The sequence below is a fragment of the Pseudoalteromonas sp. SIMBA_162 genome, assembly GCF_046535955.1.
GTDB lineage: Bacteria > Pseudomonadota > Gammaproteobacteria > Enterobacterales > Alteromonadaceae > Pseudoalteromonas > Pseudoalteromonas marina.
On the sequence record NZ_JAWJBQ010000015.1, the window covers coordinates 1 to 24,038 of the forward strand.

Consider the following 24,038-nt stretch of genomic DNA (forward strand, 5'->3'; position numbering starts at 1 on the left):
GCTCTGCTGCAGCACGTTCTAGCTCTATGCGCTGCGCTTCTGCTTGCTGTGCTGCAATACGTTCTTGCTCTATGCGCCGTGCTTCTGCTTGCTGTGCTGCAATACGTTCTTGCTCTATGCGCTGTGCTTCTGCGTGCTCTGCTGCAGCACGTTCTAGCTCTATGCGCTGCGCTTCTGCTTGCTGTGCTGCAATACGTTCTTGCTCTATGCGCTGTGCTTCTGCTTGCTGTGCTGCAATACGTTCTTGCTCTAAACGCTGGGCTTTTGCTTGCTCTGCCGCAGCACGTTCTTGCTCTAAACGCTGGGCCTCTGCTTGCTCTGCTGTAGCACGTTCTTGTTCTAAACGCTGCGCTTCTGCTTGCTCTGCAAGGCGATTTTGCAGCTCCACTCTCTGCTGCTCGGCTTCCGCATGTTCTTTTGCTAGCAGCTCGGCATTTGCTCGTTCTATTGCTAATTTTTCCGCTTGCTCTGCAGCAACGCGTTCTTGCTCGGCTTTTTCAGCGGCAACGCGTTCTTCTTCTAAGCGTTTAGCTTCTTGCTCTGCTAAAGCTTGTTGTTTATCAGCCTCTGCTTTTTGTTCGGCTTGTTTTTTATCTGACTTACCAAAGCCGAGCCAAGACATTAATTTACTTTTTTTTGCCATACTTGCTAATAACCACTTATAAAAATCTGATAAACTAAAATTTGAAAATAGCTTGGAAGAGCCAACACACTTTGCCAGCCAAACAACCATTCAAAACATAAGTGTCCAATAGTAACACTTTTAATGCGGTTGAAAAATGAAGCTATACGTAATCTACTACAATATTATCTGAGCTAGATCCCAGATACCATTTTTTAGTGAGCTAAATGAGAAATAAAACAACTAAAAATAAAGCAATTACCAAATCTACTGATGGCTTTATTAGAGTGATAAGTGGGCAATTTCGCGGCCGAAAGCTTCCAGTAAAAGACGTACAAGGTTTACGTCCTACTACAGACCGAATTAAAGAGACAGTATTTAACTGGTTAATGCAAGACACGCGTGATGCTAACGTTCTAGATTGTTTTGCAGGTTCTGGTGGGTTGGGGTTCGAAGCTCTTTCGCGTTTTGCAAGTACTGCTCTTTTTATAGAGCTTGACCCAAGTGCAGCAAAGCAACTAGCGCAAAACATAGCAACACTAAAATTACAAAATGCACAGGTAAGGCACACTAACTCTCTTTCATTTTTAGAACAAAAAAATAGTAATACGCCTTTTGATCTTGTTTTTGTTGACCCGCCTTTTCGCAAAAATTTAGCTCAAACTAGCTGTAACTTATTAGAAATAAATAATTGGCTTAGCGAAGAAGCACTAATTTACGTTGAAGTAGAGAGCGATCTAAATACGTTCAAACCACCTAGTAACTGGCTGTTAATTAAAGAAAAAAAAGCAGGCCAAGTATTTTGTAGACTCTACCAACGCCAACCAAATTAATACTGTTTTACACTATGCGTTTCTGTTAATATTATCCTTTACATGTGGTGTTGCTTCGGATTACAATACCGCACCATTTTTGAACCACTTGATCAATGTTTGATCAACTTGAGCAACGCTCATAATTTAGGTAGGTGAATTTTTAATGCCAGTAATTAAAGTAAGAGAGAACGAACCGTTTGACGTAGCACTTCGTCGCTTCAAGCGTTCATGTGAAAAAGCAGGTATCCTTTCAGAAGTTCGTCGTCGCGAGCACTATGAAAAGCCAACAGCTGAGCGTAAGCGTAAGAAAGCTGCAGCAGTTAAGCGTCACATGAAAAAACTTTCTCGTGATAACGCTCGTCGCGTTAAATTATACTAATACATTAGGTCTTGTATAAATGAGCCTTTTAATAACGCTAAAAGATGCGCAAAAAGATGCGATGAGAGCTAAAGACAAACAACGTCTTAACCCTATTCGCATGGTACTTGCTGCAATCAAGCAACGTGAGATTGACGAGCAAATAACACTAGACGACGCAGGTATTACCTCCGTTATAGTGAAGCTTGTTAAACAACGTCGCGACTCTTACACTCAGTACAAAGATGCTGGGCGTGATGATTTAGCTGAAATTGAAGCCAATGAAATAGCAGCACTTGAAACCTTCTTACCTCAAAAATTGAGTGACGAAGAAATAATTGCTCTCATTGACGCGGCTATTGCTGATACTAACGCAGCAGGTATGCAAGACATGGGTAAAGTGATGGGTATAATCAAAAGCAAAGCTGAAGGTCGCGCCGATATGGGTAAGATCTCTGGTTTAATAAAGCAAAGATTAACTGCCTAACACTCCCTATACGTAAAGTATAATTGAAGTAAACCGAGCCTTGTGCTCGGTTTCTTTGTTTTTACGTCGCTAAAAAGTAAACGTTATGCCTATATTCAAAAATGAAATTATTCATTCTGACTCTATTTATTTAGCCGTCATTTTGATAAGTTAAGCTCCAATTATTTATACCTTACGAGTATAAATTTTAAGTTTCACTTTCGTTATTCTTCTTAATATTTCAGGACTGTACTTTACTAATGGCTGGAAAGATCCCACGAAGTTTTATAGATGATTTACTTGCCAGAACCGATATTGTCGACCTGATAGACTCTAAAGTTGGGCTTAAAAAAGCCGGTAAAGACTATCAAGCGTGTTGCCCTTTTCATAACGAAAAGTCTCCCTCGTTTACGGTATCGCAAGATAAACAGTTTTATCATTGCTTTGGCTGTGGGGCGAATGGCAACGCAATATCATTTGTTATGGAATACGACAAACTAGAGTTTGTTGATGCCATTGAAGAGCTTGCCAGTATGCTCAACTTGGACGTGCCCCGCGAACAAGGCGGTAGCTCTGCGCCAGAACGTACCGCTGCGCAAAAGCGTTCAGATTACGATTTGATGCTTCATACAGCTCGCTTTTATCAGCACCAACTAAAGCACCACGCTAACTCGGCCGCAGTCATTGACTATGTTAAAGGTCGAGGACTGAGCGGAGAAACCGTTAAAAAGTTCATGGTTGGCTACGCCCCTAGTGAATGGGATGGCTTATGTTTACAACTTGGCCGTAATAAAGAACAAAAAGAGCAACTCGTCGAATTAAAGCTCGCCTCAGAAAAAACACCCGGCAGGCAGTTCGACTTTTTTCGCGACCGCTTAATGTTTCCTATTCGTGATAAACGCGGCAGAGTTGTCGCTTTTGGCGGTCGTGTTATGCAAGCTGATCAAGGGCCTAAATATTTAAACTCTCCAGAGACTCGAATTTTTCATAAAGGGTTTGAGCTTTATGGCCTTTACGAAGCTAAACAAGCACACAAAAAGTTAGAGCACATTCTTATCGTTGAAGGCTACATGGATGTTGTTGCACTTGCAGAAAAAGAGATTGAATACGCTGTTGCAGCACTGGGAACCGCCACAACAAGCGAACACATGCATACGTTATTTAGAACGACCGATAAGGTCATTTGTTGTTACGATGGCGACCGAGCTGGACGCGATGCAGCTTGGCGGGCACTTGAAAATGCGCTCCCCTACTTAAATGACGGTAAAGCATTGAACTTTGTATTTTTGCCTGATGGAGAAGATCCCGATTCATTAGTGCAAAAAGAAGGTAAAGAAGCATTCGAACAGCGTCTAAGTGAAGCCGATGACTTTACTAAAGTCATGTTTAACAGATTAAGCCAAGAAATTGATTTAACACTCGATTCGGGTAAAGCAAAATTACTCAGTGCAGCCCTACCGCTCATTGAAAAAATTCCGAGTGAATTTTACCAAGAAAATATTTTAGAGCAATTAGGCAGACTAATTGGGCGCACGCGTGAACAACTTAATAATCGATTAAAAACACCAAAGCAACAGCATTCTATTGAGCGAAAATTTAAAATAACCCCAATGCGACAGGCTATTGGTATTTTAATTCAGCATCCAAACCTAGCTAAAAGTGTTCCTTATTTGCCAGAACTTGCACAAATGAACATTGCAGGTATTGGTTTATTGCTTCGCTTGCAGCAACAAGCACTTGAAAAAGAGACTATCACTACGGCTCAGATACTCGAATTTTTTAGAGATACTGACGATTATGAGCCTCTTATTAAGCTCGCTACTTGGCAACATGAAATAAATGAAGAGCGTTTAGAGACTGTTTTTAAAAATACTTTTAAATTTATTGAAGATCAGTGTTTAAATTATCGACTAGAGACCTTATTAATAAAAGACAAGACACAAGGTTTAAATAGCGACGAAAGACTAGAATGTCATTTACTAATGACAGCGTTAAAAGCGACTAACAGCTAGTCAGATCTAGTTTTGGATGTTATACTGTGCTATTCACTGCGTCACATTGTTCTGGTTGGCATTAATGTAAACCAAGTGATGGCGCCTGTTGTATCAACTTATCAGAGTGGAAGAAACAATCTCTATGGATCCAACTCCTCAGTCACAATTAAAACTTCTGATTCAAAAAGGTAAAGAGCAAGGCTACTTAACTTTTGCAGAAGTAAATGATCACCTTCCACAAGACATAATTGACTCAGATCAAGTAGAAGATATCATAAGCATGATTAATGACATGGGTATTAAGGTTAGCGAAAACGCGCCTGATGCCGATGAACTAATGATGCAAGAAACAACGACAGACGAAGACGCAGCTGAAGCTGCCGCTGCTGCACTTGCTACGGTAGAAAAAGAAATTGGCCGCACTACCGATCCAGTTCGCATGTACATGCGCGAAATGGGCACTGTTGAACTTCTTACACGTGAAGGCGAAATTGTTATCGCTAAGCGTATTGAAGAAGGGATCAACCAAGTACAAATTTCAGTTGCTGAATACCCTGAAGCAATCACTTACCTACTAGAGCAGTGGGATAAGTTTGAAGCAGAAGAAATGCGTTTAAGCGATATCATCGTTGGTTTCATTGATCCAAACGAAGATGAAGCGCCAATTTCAGCAACTAATATCGGTTCAGAATTAAGTGAAAAACAACTTGATGACGACGATGAAGACGATGACAAAAGTGACGATGATGAAGATGAAGAAGAAGTAGATACAGGCCCAGATCCTGAAGAAGCTCGCATTCATTTTGAAAACTTACGTGATTTATATAATAAAGCACGTGATACGTTTGAAGCTAAAGGTCGTTCGCATCCTGATTCACAAGCCGCCATTTTTGAAATTGGTGAGCTTTTCAGAACCTTCAAGCTAATTCCTAAACAGTTTGATCGCATGGTTAACAACATGCGCGAAATGATGGACCGCGTTCGTGTTCAAGAACGTCTAATCATGAAACAAGCTGTACAAATTGCTAAGCTACCTAAAAAAGCATTCGTTAAGCACTTTGCTAATAACGAAACGGATGCTTCGTGGGTTGATTTAGAAATTTCAAACAACGAAAAATACTCAGCTAAACTTGAAGAAGTTAAACCTGAAATAATACGTTGTATCAATAAGCTATCTATTATTGAGCAAACAACTGGTTTAAGCATAGAGCGTATTAAAGACATTAACCGTCGTATGAGTATTGGTGAAGCAAAAGCGCGCCGTGCGAAAAAAGAAATGGTTGAAGCTAACTTACGTCTTGTAATCTCAATTGCTAAAAAATACACAAACCGTGGTTTACAGTTCTTGGATTTAATCCAAGAAGGTAATATTGGTTTGATGAAAGCGGTAGATAAGTTTGAATACCGTCGTGGTTATAAGTTCTCTACTTATGCTACGTGGTGGATACGTCAAGCTATCACTCGCTCTATTGCCGACCAAGCAAGAACTATCCGTATCCCGGTACATATGATCGAAACGATTAATAAACTTAACCGTATCTCTCGTCAAATGTTACAAGAAATGGGTCGTGAGCCAAATCCAGAAGAATTAGCTGAACGCATGATGATGCCTGAGGATAAAATTCGTAAGGTACTTAAGATTGCTAAAGAGCCAATTTCGATGGAAACACCAATCGGTGATGATGAAGATTCGCACTTAGGTGACTTTATCGAAGACACCACCATTGATTCGCCAATCGATTCGGCAACAATGGAGTCGCTTCGTGGCGCAACTAACGACGTACTAGCGGGCTTAACAGCGCGTGAAGCTAAAGTACTTCGTATGCGCTTTGGTATCGATATGAATACCGACCACACCTTAGAAGAAGTAGGTAAACAATTTGACGTAACACGTGAGCGTATTCGTCAAATAGAAGCGAAAGCGCTGCGTAAATTACGCCACCCTTCTCGCTCAGATTTACTAAAAAGCTTTTTAGACGCTAAGTAATTTAGCGCTTTGTATAAACTAAAAAGGCCGCTGTAGCGGCCTTTTTTCTATTTCAAGGAAATAAAGATGGCTTGGATCCAAATCCGTATCAATGCCAATGCAGCAACCGCAGATGCAGTAAGTGACCTATTAATGGAAGCAGGCAGTGCGTCTGTTACCTTTATGGATGCTAAAGACACACCTATATATGAGCCAAAAATTGGCACTGTTGAATTTTGGGCTGACACCACTGTAATTGGTTTATTTGAAGCTAATCACGATATGAACGAAGTGATCGCACTATTAAAACGCCACGACGAAATAAATGAATCTCTCGTTTACAAAATTGAACAGCTTGAAGATAAAGACTGGGAACGTGAATGGATGGATAACTTCCACCCTATTCAGTTTGGTGAAAAGCTATGGATTTGCCCTAGCTGGCGCGATATTCCTGATCCTGATGCTGTTAACGTTTTACTTGACCCTGGCCTTGCGTTTGGCACAGGCACACACGCAACAACAGCTCTGTGTTTAAAATGGCTAGAAAGCCAAGACCTTAGCGGTAAAACCGTCGTGGATTTTGGTTGTGGCTCAGGCATTTTAGGTATCGCTGCTATTAAACTGGGTGCTGAGCGCATGATTGGGATTGATATTGACCCACAAGCACTTGAAGCAAGTCTTGATAATGCAAACAGAAACGGCGTAGCCGATAAGCTAGAAGTGTACTTACCAGAAAACCAGCCAGAGTTTACTGCAGATATTGTAGTGGCTAATATTTTAGCGCAACCTCTGCGTGAGCTTCACAGTGTGATTTTAGGATTGTTAAAGCCAGGTGGCAAAATTGCGATGTCTGGCATTTTAGAAGAACAAGCCCAGTCAGTAGCTGATATTTACGCCCCTTTTATTGAGCTCGATAAAATTGCCATTGAAGGTGATTGGACTCGTGTTAGCGGTATAAAAAATAGCTAACCATATACATTATAAATTTTAGAGTATTAACTCAAAAGTCGCATGTAAAGCCTGTATTTAACAGGCTTTACTATTTTTTTACAAAATAAAAAATAAACATTATTTATTATAAAAACACCATTCGTTCAAATTTCACACAAATAAACCCTTTCGTCATACGGTTATCAAATGTCAATACGAAAAGTGCAAAAAAAAGTCACTTTTGTTCAATTTATAGCCTTTGATTTTTGTCAAAAAAGCCGTAAACTTAGCGCCCCTTGAAAAGAGGCCTATTGAATACAGTGCGTATCGGTAAATACCAACTTGAGAATAATGTAATTGTTGCGCCTATGGCCGGCATTACAGACAGACCATTTAGACAACTCTGCCGTCGCTTAGGCGCCGGGCTTGCTGTGTCTGAAATGTTATCGTCAAACCCAAAGGTTTGGAAAACTGAAAAGTCGATGAATCGTATGGATCACAGCGGTGAGTCGGGTATACGCGCGGTGCAGATTGCAGGAGCTGATCCTGAGCTTATGGCGCAGGCCGCACAATTCAATGTTGCTAACGGTGCACAAATCATAGATATCAATATGGGGTGCCCAGCAAAAAAAGTGAACAAGAAACTCGCAGGCTCTGCTTTATTACAGTTTCCTGAACTCGTGGAAGAGATTATTGATGCAGTTGTTAATGCTGTTGATATACCTGTAACACTTAAAATCCGTACAGGGTGGGATCCGGATAACCGTAATGGTGTAGAGATTGCGAGAATAGCTGAACGTTATGGCATTGCATCACTGGCTGTACATGGGCGAACACGCGCATGTATGTATAAAGGTGAAGCAGAATACGCCACGATTAGGGATATAAAACGTTCAGTGTCAATTCCTGTTGTTGCAAATGGTGATATTACCTCGCCAGAAAAAGCAAAACAGGTTTTAGACTATACGGGTGCAGATGCCATTATGATTGGTCGAGCCGCCCAAGGTCGCCCTTGGATATTTAGGGAAATAGACCACTATTTGCGAACTGGTGAACACATGCAGCCACCTGCTATTGCAGAGGTGCGCAGTATTTTAATGGAGCATTTAACAAACCTCCATGCGTTTTACGGTGAGCCAATGGGCGCGAGAATTGCTCGCAAACATGTATCTTGGTATTTGCAAACCCATGACAGTGATGGTCAGTTTAGGCGAGTATTTAATGCGCTCGACAACTCAGAAGCACAGGTCGTCGCATTAGAGCAATACTTTAAAACACTAGCAGCTAACTAAGAAAGAAAGAGACTTTATAATGTTCGAACAAAACGTGACTTCTCCATTTATCACAAACCCTCATGTTCAGTCACACGAGAAACCGCAGCCATTGCGTGATGCAGTAAAAAAAGCTGTTCACCACTACTTAAAACAGCTTAACGGTCAAGATGTGCAAGACGTTTACGACCTTGTTCTTTCAGAGCTAGAAGCGCCATTACTTGAAGAAGTAATGACATACACACGTGGTAACCAAACTCGTGCAGCTATTTTACTAGGTATCAACCGTGGTACTTTACGCAAAAAGCTTAAAAAATACGGCATGAACTAATATGCTGGCTGTGATAAATCACAGCTGTTTATTAAAAAAGCACCTTAGGGTGCTTTTTTTATGCGTACAATTTAGTAGAGATGTTGCAAAATGCTCACGCTTATTGGCGCTTTATAAGTCGTTTTTTAAGTTGTAATCAGTTAAAATGCCCGCTTCTAAGCTAGCTCATTAACTGAGGAAATCAAACTACAATGGATACTCATCGTCCCATTCGTCGCGCACTATTAAGTGTGTCTGATAAAACCGGTATTGTTGAATTTGCCCGCGCACTAGAAGCGCAAGGTGTAGATATTTTATCAACTGGCGGTACATGTAAACTCCTTGCTGATAACGGCATAAAAGTGACTGAAGTTTCAGATCACACCGGTCACCCTGAAATCATGGATGGCCGCGTAAAAACCCTTCACCCTAAAATTCACGGCGGTATTTTAGCCCGTCGCGGACAAGATGAAGATGTAATGGCAGATAACAACATTTCTGCAATCGACATAGTTGTAGTTAACTTATACCCCTTTGCGAATACTGTCGCTCAAGAAAACTGCAGCCTTGAAGATGCCATTGAAAATATTGATATTGGCGGCCCAACAATGGTTCGCGCAGCTGCTAAAAATCACAAAGACGTAACGATTGTTGTAAACGCGAGCGATTACGATCGCGTTATTAGCGAAATGCAAAATAACAATGGTTCAACTACGTATAAAACACGTTTTGATTTAGCTATTGCCGCGTATGAGCACACAGCTCAATACGATGGCATGATTGCTAATTACTTTGGCAAAATGGTTCCTGACTACACTGAAGAAGCCGTCGAAGACACTAAGTTCCCACGTACTATCAACATGCAATTCACTAAAAAGCAAGATATGCGTTACGGTGAAAACTCACATCAAGATGCTGCTTTTTACGTTGAAAACGATGTAAGTGAAGCATCAGTTGCAACTGCAACTCAGTTACAAGGTAAAGCACTGTCGTTTAATAACATTGCAGATACCGATGCAGCCCTTGAGTGCGTTAAAGAATTTGATGTACCTGCGTGTGTTATTGTTAAACACGCAAACCCGTGTGGTGTTTCAATTGGTGAAGATATTCTTAGTGCTTACGAGCGTGCATTTAAAACAGACCCAACATCAGCGTTTGGCGGCATTATTGCCTTTAACCGCGAGCTTGATGCTGCAACAGCACAAGCCATTGTTGACCGTCAATTTGTTGAAGTGATTATTGCCCCGAGCATTTCAAGTGAAGCTGCAAAAATTGTTGAAGCTAAAAAGAACGTACGTTTATTAGCGTGTGGACAATGGAGTGGCAAAGCAACTGGCCATGATATTAAACGCGTAAACGGCGGCGTTTTAGTACAAGATCGCGACCTAGGTATGGTTACCCAAGGCGACTTAAAAGTTGTCTCTAAGCGTCAGCCATCTGAGCAGGAACTTAAAGATTTACTGTTTTGCTGGAAAGTCGCTAAATTTGTTAAATCAAACGCGATTGTGTATGCCCGCGACGGTATGACTATTGGTGTAGGCGCAGGCCAAATGAGCCGCGTTTACTCTGCTAAAATAGCGGGTATTAAAGCTGCTGATGAAAACCTAGAAGTGCCGGGTTCTGTTATGGCATCGGATGCGTTTTTCCCATTCCGCGATGGCATAGATGCTGCTGCAGAGGCTGGTATAACAGCGGTTATTCAACCGGGTGGTTCAATGCGCGATGAAGAAGTTATCGCGGCCGCGGATGAAGCGGGCATGGCTATGGTGTTTACTGGCATGCGTCACTTCCGCCACTAATCACAAAAAGGGTTAAGCTCAACGTTTAACCCTTTTTGTTTGCAAGCAATTCACGTATTCTGATTATTCTAACTCCTAATTTTAATGTGAAGGAACAAACGATGAAATTTGCACTAAAGTCTCTACTTGTTGCTAGCCTAGCACTTACTTCAACAATGGCATTAAGCCATAACCATGAATCAAGCCTAAGCCACGCAATAAAAGCAAGCGAGCGAAGCGCTAAAAATAGTGCTCGTGATGAATATCGCCACCCTGAGCAAACATTGGCATTTTTTGGCTTTAAACCATCAATGACCGTTGTAGAAATTGCGCCAGGTGGTGGTTGGTACAGTGAAATTTTAGCGCCAGCATTGAAAGAGCAAGGCTTATACTACGCTGCTCATTTCCCTAGCGACTCATCGGTTGGTTACTATCAACGCTCATTAGCTGCGTTTAAACAAAAAGTAGCTGAAGACGAACGCTTTAGTAATGTTAAAATTACAGAGTTTGCTCCTTTAACCCACCTAGATATTGCGCCTGCAGAATCTGCCGATATGGTACTTACCTTCCGCAATGTGCATAACTGGTATATGGGTAAAGATACAGACGGTGCATTGAGCGCATTTAAAGCGTTTTATAAAGCACTAAAACCAGGCGGTACATTGGGTGTGGTTGAGCATCGTTTAGCTGAAAACCGTGCTGATGAGGATCAAAAAACATCAGGTTATATGAAACAGAGTTACGTGGTTGACCTTGCAAAGCAAGCAGGATTTGAGCTAGCAGCAACTAGTGAAATAAATGCTAATCCAAAAGATACAGCCGATCACCCTAAAGGGGTGTGGACGCTACCACCTAGCTTAAGACTTGGCGAACAAGACGCTGAAAAATATAAAGCTATTGGTGAAAGCGACCGTATGACGCTGAAATTTAAAAAACCGCTTTAAATAGGAATAGTACGCCATGAATGTATTAGTCATTGGCAGCGGCGGCCGCGAACACGCACTTGCGTTTAAGGCCGCTCAAAACAGTAAAGTAAATACCGTGTTTGTTGCTCCAGGTAACGCAGGTACTGCACTTGAGCCTAAACTCGAAAACGTTGCAATTAACGTTGAAGATTTAGATGGCTTATTAAAATTTGCTCAGCAAAACAATGTAGAGCTCACCATTGTAGGCCCTGAAGTACCGCTCGTATTAGGTGTTGTGGATAAATTTCGTGAACATGATATGGCTATATTTGGCCCAACAGCGGGTGCTGCCCAGCTTGAAGGCTCTAAGTCGTTTACGAAAGACTTTTTAGCACGTCATGCTATACCAACCGCCGATTACCAAACATTTGAGCAAATTGACCCGGCCCTTGCTTATTTAAAAGAAAAAGGTGCGCCAATTGTAATTAAAGCCGATGGTTTAGCCGCAGGTAAAGGCGTTATTGTTGCAATGACACATCAGGAAGCTGAAGACGCTATTCGCGATATGCTTGCCGGTAATGCCTTTGGTGATGCTGGTAGCCGTGTTGTTATTGAAGAGTTTTTGGATGGCGAAGAAGCCTCTTTCATTGTAATGGTAGATGGTAAAAACGTCCTTCCGTTTGCGACAAGCCAAGATCATAAACGTGCTTATAATGGCGATGCCGGCCCAAATACTGGCGGTATGGGTGCATACTCTCCTGCGCCAGTGGTGACAAACGAAATCCACCAACGCATTATGGATGAAGTGATCACCCCGACAGTAGAAGGCATGGCAAGCGAAGGCAACCCGTACACTGGCTTCTTGTACGCAGGTTTAATGATAGATAGCTCAGGTACACCTAAAGTTATCGAGTATAACTGTCGTTTTGGCGACCCTGAAACACAACCTATGATGCTACGTTTACAATCAGATTTAGTTGAACTGATTGAAGCGGCTAACCGTGAAGAACTAGATAAAACCACCATCGAGTTTGACCCACGCGCAGCGGTAGGCGTTGTACTTGCAGCTAAAGGCTACCCGGGTGACTACCCTAAAGGCGATGCTATTTCAGGCCTTAAGGTTAACTACCCTGCTGATGAAAAAGTATTTCATGCGGGTACTAAACAAAGCGGCGATGATGTTGTTACTGCCGGCGGCCGTGTTTTGTGCGCAACGGCATTGGGTAATAGCGTAACAGAAGCACAACAACGAGCCTACGAGCTGGTTAAACAAATTAGCTGGGATGGTATGGAGTATCGAACTGATATTGCTTATCGTGCTATTGCTCGCGAGCAGTAAGCTAATAAAAATTGATTGGTATGACCAATTAATTTAACTAAAAAAGCGCAGTTCGCCTGCGCTTTTTTAGTGCTACACTAATTAAAAGTTTTTAAAAAGTAAGCATACATTGGAACTTAGAACTTTACGTTATCATTCACTTGCTGTTGCCATTTTGATATTTATATTTTTTATTATCAATACATTGGCTTCAAACCTAGTAGTGCCTACTCGTTACACAATTGATAAAACATCACCAATGTATCTCAATCACGCCTACTACATTGATGAAACCAAAAACCAAACATTCGATGCAATTATCAAGCAACCTAATTTACTTACCCATGCTCCTTTTTCAGAAATTCCTTGGAGTTTTACTCAGCAAAATTATTGGTTGTTTCTTGATTTAGAAAACAAAAGCCAAGAAAGTCAAAAAGTAGTTGCTCACTTTGATAACCCAATGGCCGATCACCTCACAGTTTATCGTTTAGATAAAAACAACCATATATTAAAAACTTATAAGTTGGGTGATAGAGAAAAAAAACTGACTTTGTTTCAGTACAGCGTGCCACACATCAACTTTTTGATGGAGCAAAAATCAACCCAGCGCCTCGTTATTAAAATAGACACCGTGGGCATTAGCAAAACACCTATCAATTTATACCGCGATAAAGAATTTGTAGATTTAATGCGTTCTCAAACTGGTATTTGGGGAATATTTGCTGGCGTATTACTCATGGCTGCACTTTACAACCTAGTACTCTATTTTGGTATAAAAGACCGGGTTTACCTTGTTTATATTGGTTACATAATTAGCGCACTGATACTAATGGGTATTGTGCTTGGGTTTGGGTTTTACCTTTGGCCTTTAGAGTGGCAACTATTTTTTCATCACAAAGTCATTGTGAGTAATTACGCGGTTTCGTTTTTTACTCTCGCCTTTTGTACTATGTTTTTGCGCTACCATAAAGATAAGTGCTGGCGATACACAATGAGCAAAGCGCTGCTTTCTCTTATGTTTGTTATGGGTATAGCTAGCTTTTTTATTCCTGAAAACATCGCTGCGCCACTTTTTTTCTGCGTATTAGCGCTGCTATATGTTGCATGCACTATATTAATTTATAAAAAACTGCTTAGTGGTTTTAGATGGGCCAAATTTTACGTTTTTTCGTGGGTTCCCCTTATTTTAGGTGCCGTAATACAACCACTGGAGCTCACCGGCGTGATTGATTACAGTTTCACTTCGCGTCACGCCTTTTTGGTGGCGATTTTATGTGAAATTGTTTTAATGGCCATGGCGCTGGCTGATCGTGTACGCTATCAACGAGAGCGCGCGCTTTACCATGCAACTCACACTCAACAAACTAAGTTGCTTAATAGCTCTAAGCTCAAACAAGCATTTATGTCCCTGCAAAGCCAAAACCGTTCTACCACCTTGTGCCTAATAAAAATACGTCATTTTAATTCGCTTAATACCATCATTACATCGACTCAAGGTTACACCCTCATAAAGCACATTGCTGAGCGACTAGAGAATGAATTAATGCACGAAAGAGAGTTTGCAAATCTTGAAACCGATTTAAATAACAGTCCTCGTCTGGCTGATTTAAACAGTGGTGTATTTGCTTGTATCTCAACCAAAAACCAAAACCAAGACACACTCAAAACACTACTCACAAAAGTCATTAGTAACCTCCCCAAGCAATATGAAATTAAAGGTTTGAGTCTGCAGCTCAATTACACAATTGGCATTAGTAGTGCAAACCAAAGTAATGATTTTGAATATTGGTTAAAGCGCGGTTACTTAGCCTTAAAAGATGCAAAAGGACGTGCAGATCGCGTTGCGTCGTCTGCAATTAATAACAGTTTAATAATGGATGTTGGTTTGGCGGCTCATTTGCAAAAAGCAATTAAAACAAACCAGCTTGCGCTGTATTATCAACCGCAAATAAGTTTAGTCAATAATCAAGTAATAGGCGCTGAAGCGCTACTACGCTGGCCTGATCCCACCTATAAAAACATTTCGATTGAAGAGCTTGTAATATTGGCTGAGCATACCGGAATAATTAATGAGCTGACCTTGTGGGTTATTGAACAAGCTTGTAAAGATCTTGTAGAGCTAATTAACAGCGGCCATAAAGAGCACACAATTAGCGTTAACTTAAGCGCTAAAAACTTAGCCATTAATAACTTAGCTGAAAAAATAGAAAATATATTAATCAAACATCAAGCACCCGCTCACTTACTTAAGTTTGAATTAACTGAATCTGCCTTTGTAGAAAGCCAAGACGTGCTCATTAAATTAGTTGATGAATTATCAGCATTAGGAATAAAAGTTGTACTCGATGACTTTGGCACAGGTTACGCATCATTGAGCTACCTTGTTAACTACCACTTTAGCGAGCTAAAAATAGATAAATCATTTATTTTTGACCTCGTTAATAACCCCGCTCACCAAGTCATAGTTCAAACATCAATAGATATGGCGCACCAGCTTAACTTGTCAATTACTGTAGAAGGTGTTGAAACTCAAGAAATCCACCAGCTGTTAAAACAAATGAATGCAGACCGCGCACAAGGTTATTTATATGCTAAAGCGTTGCCTTATCCTGAGTATGTTAATTTCTTAAAAAGCCAATACAGTTTAAAAATGTTAGACTCTCCTTTTTAAACATCTTTAGGGGCTATGTGAAGATGCAAGGCACACTGCGTAAATTAAAATCGAGCTTAACAGAGCCCGTTCAATATCACCTTCCCGTTGGCGATGAGCTAGTTAACTTAAATGCTTTTATAGGTAAAGAACTAACGCTTACATTTAGCGGCACTATTTTGTGTTCTAACTGCGGTAAAAAAACCAAAAAAAGTTATTCTCAAGGCCATTGTTTTGTTTGTATGCGTAAGCTCGCTAGCTGCGACATGTGTATTATGAAACCAGAAACCTGCCACTACGATCAAGGTACATGCCGAGAGCCACAGTGGGGCGAAGCTAATTGTATGATCCCACATTACGTTTACTTAGCTAACACCTCGGGATTAAAAGTAGGTATTACGCGCCATACACAAATACCTACACGTTGGATTGACCAAGGCGCCACTCAAGCTTTACCTATTTTTAAAGTACAAACACGTTTGCAGTCGGGATTGGTAGAGGTTGCATTAGCAGAGTTTATTGCCGATAAAACTAATTGGCGCAATATGTTAAAAGGTCAAAACGAAGCTATAGACTTAAAAGCTGCCGCCGCTGAACTTATTCCACAAATTAGCGATAAACTAAACGAGCTTAGTGAACTATTTGGTGCCACAGCTATAGAGCAACTTGATGAAGACGTGGTTGATTTAAACTTTCCAGTCACCGAATACCCAACCAAAATTAGCTCGTTTAACTTTGATAAAAATCCCGTTGTAAGCGGTATTTTACAAGGTATTAAAGGCCAATATTTAATATTTGATAACGGCGTTATTAATATACGTAAATTTACTTCATACGAAGTAACTATAGGCTAACCATGTTAAACAGCTTTCCACAGTTAATGGTTATTTATAATGAGCTTGAAATAGTGCGAAACCAGCAAGAGCAAAATGAGTGCTTACACGGTGTTGCATCAAGTGAACTAACTAATGTGAGAGTGCTTAATAAACAAGGTGAATACCTTAACCTACAAGCTCAACCTTGCTTAGCCTTAACCGAAGAGCAGCTAGCATACCTTGTTACTGCTTACCTATTAAATGAAGGGCATTGTTGCCTAGGTAAAATTAAAACGCTAAGTACTTCACAGGCATTTAATTTACTTGGGCTTTAAACATACTTTTAATAACTATTGCTCGCTAAGCACTTTAATATGCGCTACTGCACTTCTACCCAATGCTGATAGCGCATAGCCCCCTTCCAAATACGATATAATTCCCTTACAGCCACTTTCTTTTGTTACTTTGCATAGCTGCTCAGTGAGCCAAATGTAATCGTCTTCTACAAAATTCAGGCTTGCCATGTCATCTTCTACATGTGCGTCAAAACCTGCACTTATAAATAATAGTTCAGGCTTAAAATCCTTTAATTTTGGTAACCATTGGCTATTGAATACCTCTTTTAAATCGTCCCCATTACTTGCAATAGGTAAAGGCGAATTAACAATATGGCTATTATTTTTAACCGCTGTATTTGGGTAAAACGGGTATTGAAATAACGAGCAAAGCAGTACCCTTTCATCATCAATAAAAATGTCTTGGGTTCCGTTACCATGGTGTACATCAAAATCGGCAATTGCAATACGTTTGATGCCTTTGCTTTGTGCATACTTAACAGCAATCGCTAAGCTATTAAATACGCAAAACCCTGATGACGAGTGCTTATTGGCATGATGCCCTGGCGGACGCACAGAGCAAAATGCCGCGTCGAGTTTATCATCAAGTATTTCATCTACCGCAAAAACCCCGGCCCCCACCGCGCGCTCAATTGCTTTAAAAGAGTCAGGGCAAAGCCATGTATCGCCATCGAGATTATTTAAGCCCTCTTGAGGAATTAATCGCTCAACCAAATTGACCAGCGCCTCATCGTGCGCTAGTAAATAATGTTCTCGATGAGCTTTAGGTGCTTGTAAATGCTTTAACCCCACGTCTACGCCACTTGCAAGCAAGCGGTCAGTTATCGCATCTAAACGTTCTGGGCACTCAGGGTGGTCGTCTATCATTTTATGCTTACGGCAATGTGGATGTGAGATAACTGCAGTACGCATAAAAACTCCAAAAACCAAATAAGTGAAAACTTAATATAACAAAGCCACCCGATGGTGGCTTTGCGACTTTGGTGTATAGCTATATAACTTAAGCGTTAATCATTTAGTTTTTAAATTTAAATTTCTAAAGTCAAAACTAAAGTCGGTCACGGCTGTTGAAACTGCACGCATGTTGGCGCTATTAACACGGTTAGCTGTACTCATTTCAAAACTAATAAACGCATCGGCTTCGAGCAGCTTTTCGTCCCACTTAACAATAAACGTATTGCCTGTATAGTGCTCAAGTGTGCCTTTTAAGCGTTTTGTGTGTGTAAAATCAATTCGTAATTTACCATCAAGCTCTTCAATAATAACGTCGCCATACCAATCATCGTGTAATGTACCAGTATAATTTATACTAGGTAGCTGTGGCTGATAATCCGCAGGGGTTGGTGGTATCGCATTTGCGTACGCTTTTTGCTTACCTTCAAAATGCTTTTTGGCTAAATCTTCAACCCAATCTTTATCCTCTAGGTTGAGCACATCCTCAAGTACTTCGTGGGTAACTGCACTTAAAGCACTAAATGCTTGCTGATTAGACAAAATAACAATACCGAGTTTTTTTTCTGGTAGTAAGGTAACTTGCGACACCATACCTAAAATACCGCCACCGTGACCTAGCTTTTTAAAGCCGTGGTAGTCCTCTATACTCCAACCTAAACCATAACCTCTAAATTGTTGATGGTATGCCTCAAAGGCACTTTTAGATGCCATAGAGGTAATGTGCGGATGCCACATTTGCGCTTGTTGTTTTTCACTAAACAATTCATCGCCATTAGGCATTTTGCCGCCAGTCAATTGAGTGCGTAGCCATTGGCTCATATCCTCTACACTCGATGCAATAGCACCTGCACCTCTAAAGTCTTCAAGGTAATTAACAAAAAATGGGTGTAAGCTTCCCTCCATTGGAATATGCCCTATTGCCCAGTTTTTATTACTTTTTGGGATACGCGAAAAACCTGCGCGTGAATTGGTCATTTTTAGCGGCTGTAAAATATGTTTTTCAACGTAATCGTTCCAACTTATGCCAGATACACGCGCTACAACTTCACCTGCTGTTACAAACATCAGGTTGTTATAAGCGTATTTACTACGAAAACTGCTGGCTGGTTTTAAGTATTTTAACCCCGATAGAATATCAGCGACTGATTTATCTGTGCTTGGCCAAATCATTAAGTCGCCTTGCCCAAGGCCTAAACCACTACGGTGGCTTAGTAAATCGCGCACTCGCATTTCCCGGGTTACATATGAGTCGTATAATCTAAATTCAGGTAAATGGTCGATTACGCGGTCATCCCAGCGTAATTTCCCCTCATCGACTAATTTAGCTAACGCGGCGCTGGTAAATGCCTTTGTATTTGATGCAATACCAAATAGCGTATCTTTATTTACTTCAGCCTTTGTATTTAGGTTTGCGATGCCAAACCCTTTAGCGAGTACAACCTCGTCATTTTCAACAATAGCAACGGCCATACCTGGCACATCAAAGCGCGCCATAGAGGTTTTAATGACCTCTTCTATTTTGTTGGTATCAACCTGTGCCCAAGTATTAAAAGTAGCACTGGTCAGTAGTGTAAAAGCCGCTAAATTAGTCAGTTTCATGTTAGTCCTTTTATTATTGATGCACTGCAAATTCAATTGCTGCGCGTTCTTTATTAGGATCGCTCTTTTGTGGGCGATTAAGTATTGCATCACTGTAAGCCTTTGGTACGCCCGCTTCAAGTGCTCCGCGATGAACATGTTTAACGTACCAATCGTAGGGTAAAACGTCCTCGTCGTGTGTATTTGCAATATAGCAATGGGTATCAATTGTTTGCCCATTTAACAGCTCAACCGTTATATCTACACAATCGTAACCTGGGCCTTCTATCGCATCTAAAGTGAGTTTTTCGTCAGTGTTAACTTCATAGACCACACCGTATACTAAGGCATCTGCTTCATCAGTTTTTTGAATACTGCATTTACCCGAGCCATCAGAAAAAAACATATCAAAGGTTAGCTCATACCCTTTAAGGATTGCTGTGCCCACACGCTTTGCATTTGGCAAACGTGCCAACAAACGATTAGACGACATGTTAGATCCAAACGAAAAATTATATAAAGGCATGTTTACTCCTGCTTGTATTACATAAATTGAACAAGTTAAATAACAACACGTACAGCCAATGCAATTAAAATAACGCCAATACCTCGGTCAAACCAGTAGCCGCGTTGCTGAAAAAAATCACGCACGCAGGCTTTAGAAAGTACCAACGAAAGCGCAGAAAACCACGCCCATGTTGCAAGCGCCATATAAATACCATAACCAATTTGCACACTCACTGGCGTTGTTTGACTTATTACCAAGGTAAATAACGACATAAAAAAGAGCGTGGCTTTTGGGTTCAGTGCGTTAGTGAAAAAACCGCGTCTAAAAGCAACCCAAATAGACTCCTCTGGAGCTGTTTGGTTATCAATATCATTGGTTGATGATACGCCCGGCTTAGCCGCACTTAGTGCTTGTATTCCAAGATAAGCCAAATAAGCGCCTGCTACATATTTAAGTGCCATAAACAAACTAGGCGATTGAGACAAAATAAGCGCCACACCCATTACACAATAAGCTATGTGCAACAAAATAGCGCCGCCAACGCCTGCACTTGTCCACAATGCGTTTCGCCTACCTTGTTGCACACTTTGCTTTAGCACAACAGCAAAGTCAGGGCCTGGGCTCGCTACTGCAAAGAAGTGAGCAATAACAATTAATAAAAATTCATCTAAATAGTCCACACTTATCCTTGCTAGTTAGGTGCATACGCCAGTAATAACGGGTTTGCCGATTCACTCACCAGCGCTTTAATTTCTTTTTGCGCTTTTTTGAATTGGCTTCGTAAATGGGGCTTTAAATGTTTTTTAGATACGTTGTCTTTTTTGAAGTAGCAAACCAAAGCATGCATAAATACCGTATGTGTTTCGCTCAATTGTGCTTCACGGTTAGCGTACGGGTTGTAACATGAGCCGCACCCGCCTTTAAACTGATACACCGTATTGCTCATCATGACACCAAAACCTAAAAAACAGGCAAGCGCATCAGCAGCTTGGGGTAAAAAGTCCTTCCCCCCTGGAGGCAATACACCCACATGATGAATCATAATAGTAGCCAGTGTTCCGGCAAAACTGGCAACTAAATCTTGGGGCTGATTTATTTGATTAGGGTTAAATGAAATATTAATAGCATGGCTCGGCGGCACAATTAACTCACAGCGCTCACCACGTATTACACTACTAAACTCAAAACGAGGAAACACTTGTGGCTGTAATTGCTGAGGCGCAACTAATTGAATTGGCCATGCACTCATTCCCGAATACGTAGTTACTCGCTTAAATACGCTGGTGGCCATTTGCTCAATACTTGATACCGAATCAGGAAAATATTGCCCTGTAGGCAATATTATTTGCGTATGTTTAGTAAAAAACTCAACATCAAAATTTTCTACAGCCCAAATAAAAGTATCAATAAGCCATTGCTGCTCTTGTTGCTCTAACAAAGGCGCTGATTTAAATAACGCTAACATAGTGTACTCTTAATTTAATTATTCTTGCTCTTGTGCCCACTGCCATGCTTTCGTGTTATATAAAGGCACAGTAGATAATGCATGATGATGACTGCCGCTCGACTCTTTTGTTGAATACGACAAATATAATAATGTGCGAGTTTTAGCGTCGTATATTCGGCGCACCTTTAACGATTTAAATAAAATGCTCTTTGATGACTTAAACACCACCTCACCAGACTTACTACGATCAATTTCGTGTAATTGCTCCGCGGTGATTGGCCCTGTTTGACGACACGCAATCGACATGTCTGACGGGTCAGAAAAGTCTAAATCGGCCTCAACATGACTAATATGACACGTCACTCCTTTAATGATCGGATCTTGTTGTGAGTTCACCACCACATCTTTTGTAGTAAACAAACCTAAACTCACCGACGCCACATCATCAGAGCAGGCACTTAACGTAATTACTGCGCCCATTAGCACGGCTAAATGTTTTATTTTTTGCTGAAATTTCATACTCATCCTTAATATAAGCTAGGTTTTTTTACACGCTTATTTTAATAAGCTTGGGTTCACCTGTGTGTTTTTATACTAACATCAAAAATCAGCACAACTAAATTAGTTTAAAACAAACATTTTAGCCGTATGGGGTTTAGCGAGCCGTCGTGTATTTGTTACAATTAACGACACGCTTAATGCCGTAACCAACAGGAACCACCCGCATGCCGCACATTATTATTGAGCACTCAGAAGACCTCCCTGTATTACCTCAAGTACTGGTAGAAAAAATCCATAAATGCACATTCGAAAGCGGTTTATTTGATTTAGAAACTATAAAAACTCGCGCAGTTGCATATCAGCAGTATCAATTGGGTGTGGGTAAAGAAGGGTTTATACATGTGCAAGCACACATTATGGCAGGGCGAACAGTAGAGCAAAAGCAAACTCTGAGTGAGCACCTACTTGCGTGTTTAAAAACCTATTGCAGGGAGTCTGACAGTTTAAGCGTTAATATTTACGACATGGACCACGAGATATATCGTAAAAATTAACACAATTCAGGCCTTGTACTCATCATCACAAGGCCACTCGTCTTCAGTCAAAATATGCTTTGCCAATAGCGATGCCCTAAGAGCCATTATTTTACTTTTTAACTCATCACGTATCAGCCTTATTGCAGGCGAAATAAACTGCCGGCTCGGAAGCACTAACCACATTTCTGTTAAGGGTATTTTATAATCGGGTATTATTCGTTTGAGCTTACCGCTAAGCAAATCATCTGCTACATCAATGGCTGACTTTTTTGCAATCCCAGCACCATCAACACACCAGCGTCTAACAATATCACCATCGTTTACAGCTCTATCGCTGTTCATTTTAACTTTGTATTGCCGTGTATTATCATAAAACTCCCAATCAGCGTGCACTACTTCGTAAAGTTTGTAGAGTAATGCGTTGTGCTCGCTCAAATCGTTCGGCACTAACGGCTCGCCATTCAGTTTTAAGTAACTAGGTGAAGCGCACACCACGTGTGGAATATTACAAATTTTAAATCCATATAAATTAAGCTCCTCAGCTACACCTTTTTTCATCGCTCTTAATGCAACATCAATTCCATCACGATAAAAATCAGCACGGCTATCACTTGCATGCAATCTCAAAGTTATAGAACTATGAATATCCATAAGCTCATTAAGCAAAACACGCATTAAATTACGTCCCATTTCAGACGACACCGCCATTCGCACTTCGCCTGTAATACACTCCTGCTTTTCATTAATAGCCGCTTGCCCTTGCATTAGTAGCCCAAGCGCCTGTTCGCATAAGGGTAAGTAACGCTCACCTTCAGCGGTCAGTCTTATCTTTCTAGTAGTACGAACAAATAGGTGTGTACCAAGAGCTTGCTCTATTCGTTTAATAGAGACACTCGCTGCCGACGAGCTCATATCCAACTGATGCGCAGCCGCTGTTATTGATTGAAGCTGCGCAACTTTTAGTAATACGCGTAAATCTGCAATTTTCATATCCGCCCCTTTATAAAACTATTCGTTGATGCTGCCAATTATCCACGTTTTAACGAAACTGTATTAAACATTAGCCTGTTTATGGAATGAAAAATACTCGCTATTGTGTCTCTATCCCAACGCAAAGGAAAATATTTATGAAATGTAGAATTGTCCTATCAGCTTTAATGCTCACAACTTCGCTTATGTCTGCACCTACTTTTGCAGACGAGTACGAATCAAAAGTAATACCTGCAAACAAAGTAAAATGGGGCTATTTAAACCCATTAAGAGGCGATCAAAGTCCCGGTGCAGCCGATTTATGGGGCGATCGTACCGCAGATACCGCAACAGGTATGCTAGTACGCTTTAAAAAAGGGTTCGAGTCCCCGCCGCATATTCATAACATTACTTACCGAGGTATCGTAATTGAAGGCCAAATGCACAATGACGACCCCACAGCTGAAAAAATGTGGATGCCTGCGGGATCATTTTGGACACAACCTGCCGGTGAAAACCATACTACTGCAGCCAAAGGCACTACAAATCTAATTTACCTAGAAATAGACTCAGGCCCTTATTTAGTAAAACCAACAAACAAACAGTTTGATAATGGTGAACGCCCATTAAACGTACATAAAGACAACCTTGTTTGGCTAGACAAAAGCGACGTAAGCAATATTAATGCTAAAGGTGTAAAAACAACCTACCTTTGGGGAGACACCGAGACAATGTACGGCTCAATGATAAAACTACCAGCCGGGTTTAAGGGGAAAATTAGCACAGATGCGGATGAGTTTCGTGCAGTGATAATCGCAGGCAACGTGAAATACAGCTCAAAAAGTAACTCACAAAACTTAAGTGCAGGTAGCTTTGTAGAATCTGGGGGTAAATTCATTCACTCGCTTGAGAACACAAGCGATATACCAGCAACTATTTACATTCGCAGCAATGGCTTATACCACGTAAATTAGCGTGTTATAGCTACGTA

The 24,038-nt window shown here is 40.9% G+C and carries 23 protein-coding genes and 1 pseudogene; 16 read left to right on the forward strand and 8 right to left on the reverse strand.

Annotated features, from left to right (window positions below; all coding sequences use genetic code 11):
* Positions 1-733 (reverse strand): annotated as a pseudogene (locus R0J88_RS11845) (signal recognition particle-docking protein FtsY); the annotation flags it as partial.
* 116 nt (positions 734-849) lie between these two features.
* Here R0J88_RS11845 and rsmD point away from each other — a divergent pair.
* The 14 genes from rsmD to R0J88_RS11915 all read left to right on the forward strand — a co-directional run bounded on the left by rsmD (position 850) and on the right by R0J88_RS11915 (position 16,533).
* Positions 850-1,455 carry a 16S rRNA (guanine(966)-N(2))-methyltransferase RsmD gene (gene rsmD / locus R0J88_RS11850; protein WP_008128766.1) on the forward strand — a complete coding sequence of 202 codons (606 nt, stop codon included), beginning with the start codon at positions 850-852 and terminating at the stop codon, positions 1,453-1,455.
* Between the two features lie 145 nt (positions 1,456-1,600).
* A complete protein-coding gene (rpsU, locus tag R0J88_RS11855) occupies positions 1,601-1,816 on the forward strand; it encodes a 30S ribosomal protein S21 (RefSeq protein ID WP_002957797.1) in 216 nt (71 codons plus the stop codon).
* 19 nt (positions 1,817-1,835) lie between these two features.
* On the forward strand, positions 1,836-2,282 hold the full coding sequence (locus R0J88_RS11860; protein WP_410900020.1) for a GatB/YqeY domain-containing protein: 447 nt from the start codon (positions 1,836-1,838) through the stop codon (positions 2,280-2,282).
* A gap of 239 nt (positions 2,283-2,521) precedes the next feature.
* Entirely contained in the window at positions 2,522-4,273 is a 1,752-nt protein-coding gene (gene dnaG, locus R0J88_RS11865) for a DNA primase (protein WP_058429657.1), read from the forward strand.
* A gap of 124 nt (positions 4,274-4,397) precedes the next feature.
* Positions 4,398-6,242, forward strand: a complete 1,845-nt coding sequence (gene rpoD, locus R0J88_RS11870; protein WP_276753944.1) for an RNA polymerase sigma factor RpoD — start codon at positions 4,398-4,400, stop codon at positions 6,240-6,242.
* A gap of 66 nt (positions 6,243-6,308) precedes the next feature.
* The gene (gene prmA, locus R0J88_RS11875; protein WP_410900021.1) at positions 6,309-7,190 is read left to right on the forward strand and encodes a 50S ribosomal protein L11 methyltransferase; all 882 of its coding nucleotides are present in this window, start codon (positions 6,309-6,311) and stop codon (positions 7,188-7,190) included.
* 281 nt (positions 7,191-7,471) lie between these two features.
* Positions 7,472-8,443, forward strand: coding sequence for a tRNA dihydrouridine synthase DusB (gene dusB / locus R0J88_RS11880; protein ID WP_010556644.1), 972 nt, complete (start codon positions 7,472-7,474; stop codon positions 8,441-8,443).
* Positions 8,444-8,462: 19 nt separating this feature from the next.
* Positions 8,463-8,753: a DNA-binding transcriptional regulator Fis gene (gene fis / locus R0J88_RS11885; protein WP_002957804.1), complete on the forward strand. Its 291-nt coding sequence runs from the start codon at positions 8,463-8,465 to the stop codon at positions 8,751-8,753.
* Positions 8,754-8,944: 191 nt separating this feature from the next.
* Positions 8,945-10,531 carry a bifunctional phosphoribosylaminoimidazolecarboxamide formyltransferase/IMP cyclohydrolase gene (gene purH, locus R0J88_RS11890; protein ID WP_039037995.1) on the forward strand — a complete coding sequence of 529 codons (1,587 nt, stop codon included), beginning with the start codon at positions 8,945-8,947 and terminating at the stop codon, positions 10,529-10,531.
* Between the two features lie 101 nt (positions 10,532-10,632).
* The gene (locus tag R0J88_RS11895) at positions 10,633-11,454 is read left to right on the forward strand and encodes a class I SAM-dependent methyltransferase (protein ID WP_006791164.1); all 822 of its coding nucleotides are present in this window, start codon (positions 10,633-10,635) and stop codon (positions 11,452-11,454) included.
* A 16-nt stretch (positions 11,455-11,470) separates the two neighbouring features.
* Positions 11,471-12,754, forward strand: a complete 1,284-nt coding sequence (purD, locus tag R0J88_RS11900; protein ID WP_058429654.1) for a phosphoribosylamine--glycine ligase — start codon at positions 11,471-11,473, stop codon at positions 12,752-12,754.
* A gap of 109 nt (positions 12,755-12,863) precedes the next feature.
* A complete protein-coding gene (locus R0J88_RS11905; RefSeq protein ID WP_410900022.1) occupies positions 12,864-15,404 on the forward strand; it encodes an EAL domain-containing protein in 2,541 nt (846 codons plus the stop codon).
* Between the two features lie 23 nt (positions 15,405-15,427).
* A complete protein-coding gene (locus tag R0J88_RS11910) occupies positions 15,428-16,237 on the forward strand; it encodes a DUF2797 domain-containing protein (protein WP_410900023.1) in 810 nt (269 codons plus the stop codon).
* Positions 16,238-16,239: 2 nt separating this feature from the next.
* On the forward strand, positions 16,240-16,533 hold the full coding sequence (locus R0J88_RS11915) for a hypothetical protein (RefSeq protein ID WP_375276800.1): 294 nt from the start codon (positions 16,240-16,242) through the stop codon (positions 16,531-16,533).
* A 15-nt stretch (positions 16,534-16,548) separates the two neighbouring features.
* Here R0J88_RS11915 and R0J88_RS11920 read toward each other — a convergent pair whose 3' ends face one another.
* The 6 genes from R0J88_RS11920 to R0J88_RS11945 all read right to left on the reverse strand — a co-directional run bounded on the left by R0J88_RS11920 (position 16,549) and on the right by R0J88_RS11945 (position 21,560).
* A complete protein-coding gene (locus tag R0J88_RS11920) occupies positions 16,549-17,466 on the reverse strand; it encodes a histone deacetylase family protein (protein WP_410900024.1) in 918 nt (305 codons plus the stop codon).
* 99 nt (positions 17,467-17,565) lie between these two features.
* On the reverse strand, positions 17,566-19,107 hold the full coding sequence (locus tag R0J88_RS11925; RefSeq protein WP_410900025.1) for a serine hydrolase: 1,542 nt from the start codon (positions 19,105-19,107) through the stop codon (positions 17,566-17,568).
* A 13-nt stretch (positions 19,108-19,120) separates the two neighbouring features.
* Entirely contained in the window at positions 19,121-19,612 is a 492-nt protein-coding gene (locus R0J88_RS11930) for a gamma-glutamylcyclotransferase family protein (RefSeq protein ID WP_410900026.1), read from the reverse strand.
* 35 nt (positions 19,613-19,647) lie between these two features.
* On the reverse strand, positions 19,648-20,274 hold the full coding sequence (locus tag R0J88_RS11935; RefSeq protein WP_410900027.1) for a LysE family translocator: 627 nt from the start codon (positions 20,272-20,274) through the stop codon (positions 19,648-19,650).
* A gap of 11 nt (positions 20,275-20,285) precedes the next feature.
* Positions 20,286-21,059, reverse strand: coding sequence for a hypothetical protein (locus R0J88_RS11940; protein ID WP_410900028.1), 774 nt, complete (start codon positions 21,057-21,059; stop codon positions 20,286-20,288).
* Positions 21,060-21,077: 18 nt separating this feature from the next.
* Positions 21,078-21,560: a CreA family protein gene (locus R0J88_RS11945; protein ID WP_410900029.1), complete on the reverse strand. Its 483-nt coding sequence runs from the start codon at positions 21,558-21,560 to the stop codon at positions 21,078-21,080.
* 206 nt (positions 21,561-21,766) lie between these two features.
* Here R0J88_RS11945 and R0J88_RS11950 point away from each other — a divergent pair, with 206 nt between their 5' ends.
* Complete coding sequence (locus R0J88_RS11950; protein ID WP_006791175.1) at positions 21,767-22,096, forward strand: 5-carboxymethyl-2-hydroxymuconate Delta-isomerase; 330 nt, start codon at positions 21,767-21,769, stop codon at positions 22,094-22,096.
* Positions 22,097-22,102: 6 nt separating this feature from the next.
* On the opposite strand, the gene R0J88_RS11955 is transcribed toward R0J88_RS11950, so the two are convergent.
* Positions 22,103-23,068 (reverse strand): LysR family transcriptional regulator, encoded by a 966-nt coding sequence (locus R0J88_RS11955; protein ID WP_410900030.1) that lies wholly within the window; start codon positions 23,066-23,068, stop codon positions 22,103-22,105.
* 137 nt (positions 23,069-23,205) lie between these two features.
* Here R0J88_RS11955 and R0J88_RS11960 point away from each other — a divergent pair, with 137 nt between their 5' ends.
* Positions 23,206-24,021, forward strand: a complete 816-nt coding sequence (locus R0J88_RS11960; RefSeq protein ID WP_410900031.1) for a DUF4437 domain-containing protein — start codon at positions 23,206-23,208, stop codon at positions 24,019-24,021.
* The last annotated feature ends 17 nt before the right edge of the window (positions 24,022-24,038 follow it).

Coding starts and splice junctions, on each gene's coding strand:
- R0J88_RS11860 (WP_410900020.1), top strand. CDS start 1,836: ATGAGCCTTTTAATAACGCTAAAAGATGCGCAAAAAGATGCGATGAGA.
- R0J88_RS11960 (WP_410900031.1), top strand. CDS start 23,206: ATGAAATGTAGAATTGTCCTATCAGCTTTAATGCTCACAACTTCGCTT.
- purH (WP_039037995.1), top strand. CDS start 8,945: ATGGATACTCATCGTCCCATTCGTCGCGCACTATTAAGTGTGTCTGAT.
- dnaG (WP_058429657.1), top strand. CDS start 2,522: ATGGCTGGAAAGATCCCACGAAGTTTTATAGATGATTTACTTGCCAGA.
- R0J88_RS11925 (WP_410900025.1), bottom strand. CDS start 19,107: ATGAAACTGACTAATTTAGCGGCTTTTACACTACTGACCAGTGCTACT.
- R0J88_RS11950 (WP_006791175.1), top strand. CDS start 21,767: ATGCCGCACATTATTATTGAGCACTCAGAAGACCTCCCTGTATTACCT.
- R0J88_RS11895 (WP_006791164.1), top strand. CDS start 10,633: ATGAAATTTGCACTAAAGTCTCTACTTGTTGCTAGCCTAGCACTTACT.
- R0J88_RS11920 (WP_410900024.1), bottom strand. CDS start 17,466: ATGCGTACTGCAGTTATCTCACATCCACATTGCCGTAAGCATAAAATG.
- fis (WP_002957804.1), top strand. CDS start 8,463: ATGTTCGAACAAAACGTGACTTCTCCATTTATCACAAACCCTCATGTT.
- R0J88_RS11955 (WP_410900030.1), bottom strand. CDS start 23,068: ATGAAAATTGCAGATTTACGCGTATTACTAAAAGTTGCGCAGCTTCAA.
- R0J88_RS11940 (WP_410900028.1), bottom strand. CDS start 21,059: ATGTTAGCGTTATTTAAATCAGCGCCTTTGTTAGAGCAACAAGAGCAG.
- R0J88_RS11910 (WP_410900023.1), top strand. CDS start 15,428: ATGCAAGGCACACTGCGTAAATTAAAATCGAGCTTAACAGAGCCCGTT.
- rpoD (WP_276753944.1), top strand. CDS start 4,398: ATGGATCCAACTCCTCAGTCACAATTAAAACTTCTGATTCAAAAAGGT.
- prmA (WP_410900021.1), top strand. CDS start 6,309: ATGGCTTGGATCCAAATCCGTATCAATGCCAATGCAGCAACCGCAGAT.
- R0J88_RS11930 (WP_410900026.1), bottom strand. CDS start 19,612: ATGCCTTTATATAATTTTTCGTTTGGATCTAACATGTCGTCTAATCGT.
- rsmD (WP_008128766.1), top strand. CDS start 850: ATGAGAAATAAAACAACTAAAAATAAAGCAATTACCAAATCTACTGAT.
- purD (WP_058429654.1), top strand. CDS start 11,471: ATGAATGTATTAGTCATTGGCAGCGGCGGCCGCGAACACGCACTTGCG.
- R0J88_RS11915 (WP_375276800.1), top strand. CDS start 16,240: ATGTTAAACAGCTTTCCACAGTTAATGGTTATTTATAATGAGCTTGAA.
- rpsU (WP_002957797.1), top strand. CDS start 1,601: ATGCCAGTAATTAAAGTAAGAGAGAACGAACCGTTTGACGTAGCACTT.
- R0J88_RS11945 (WP_410900029.1), bottom strand. CDS start 21,560: ATGAAATTTCAGCAAAAAATAAAACATTTAGCCGTGCTAATGGGCGCA.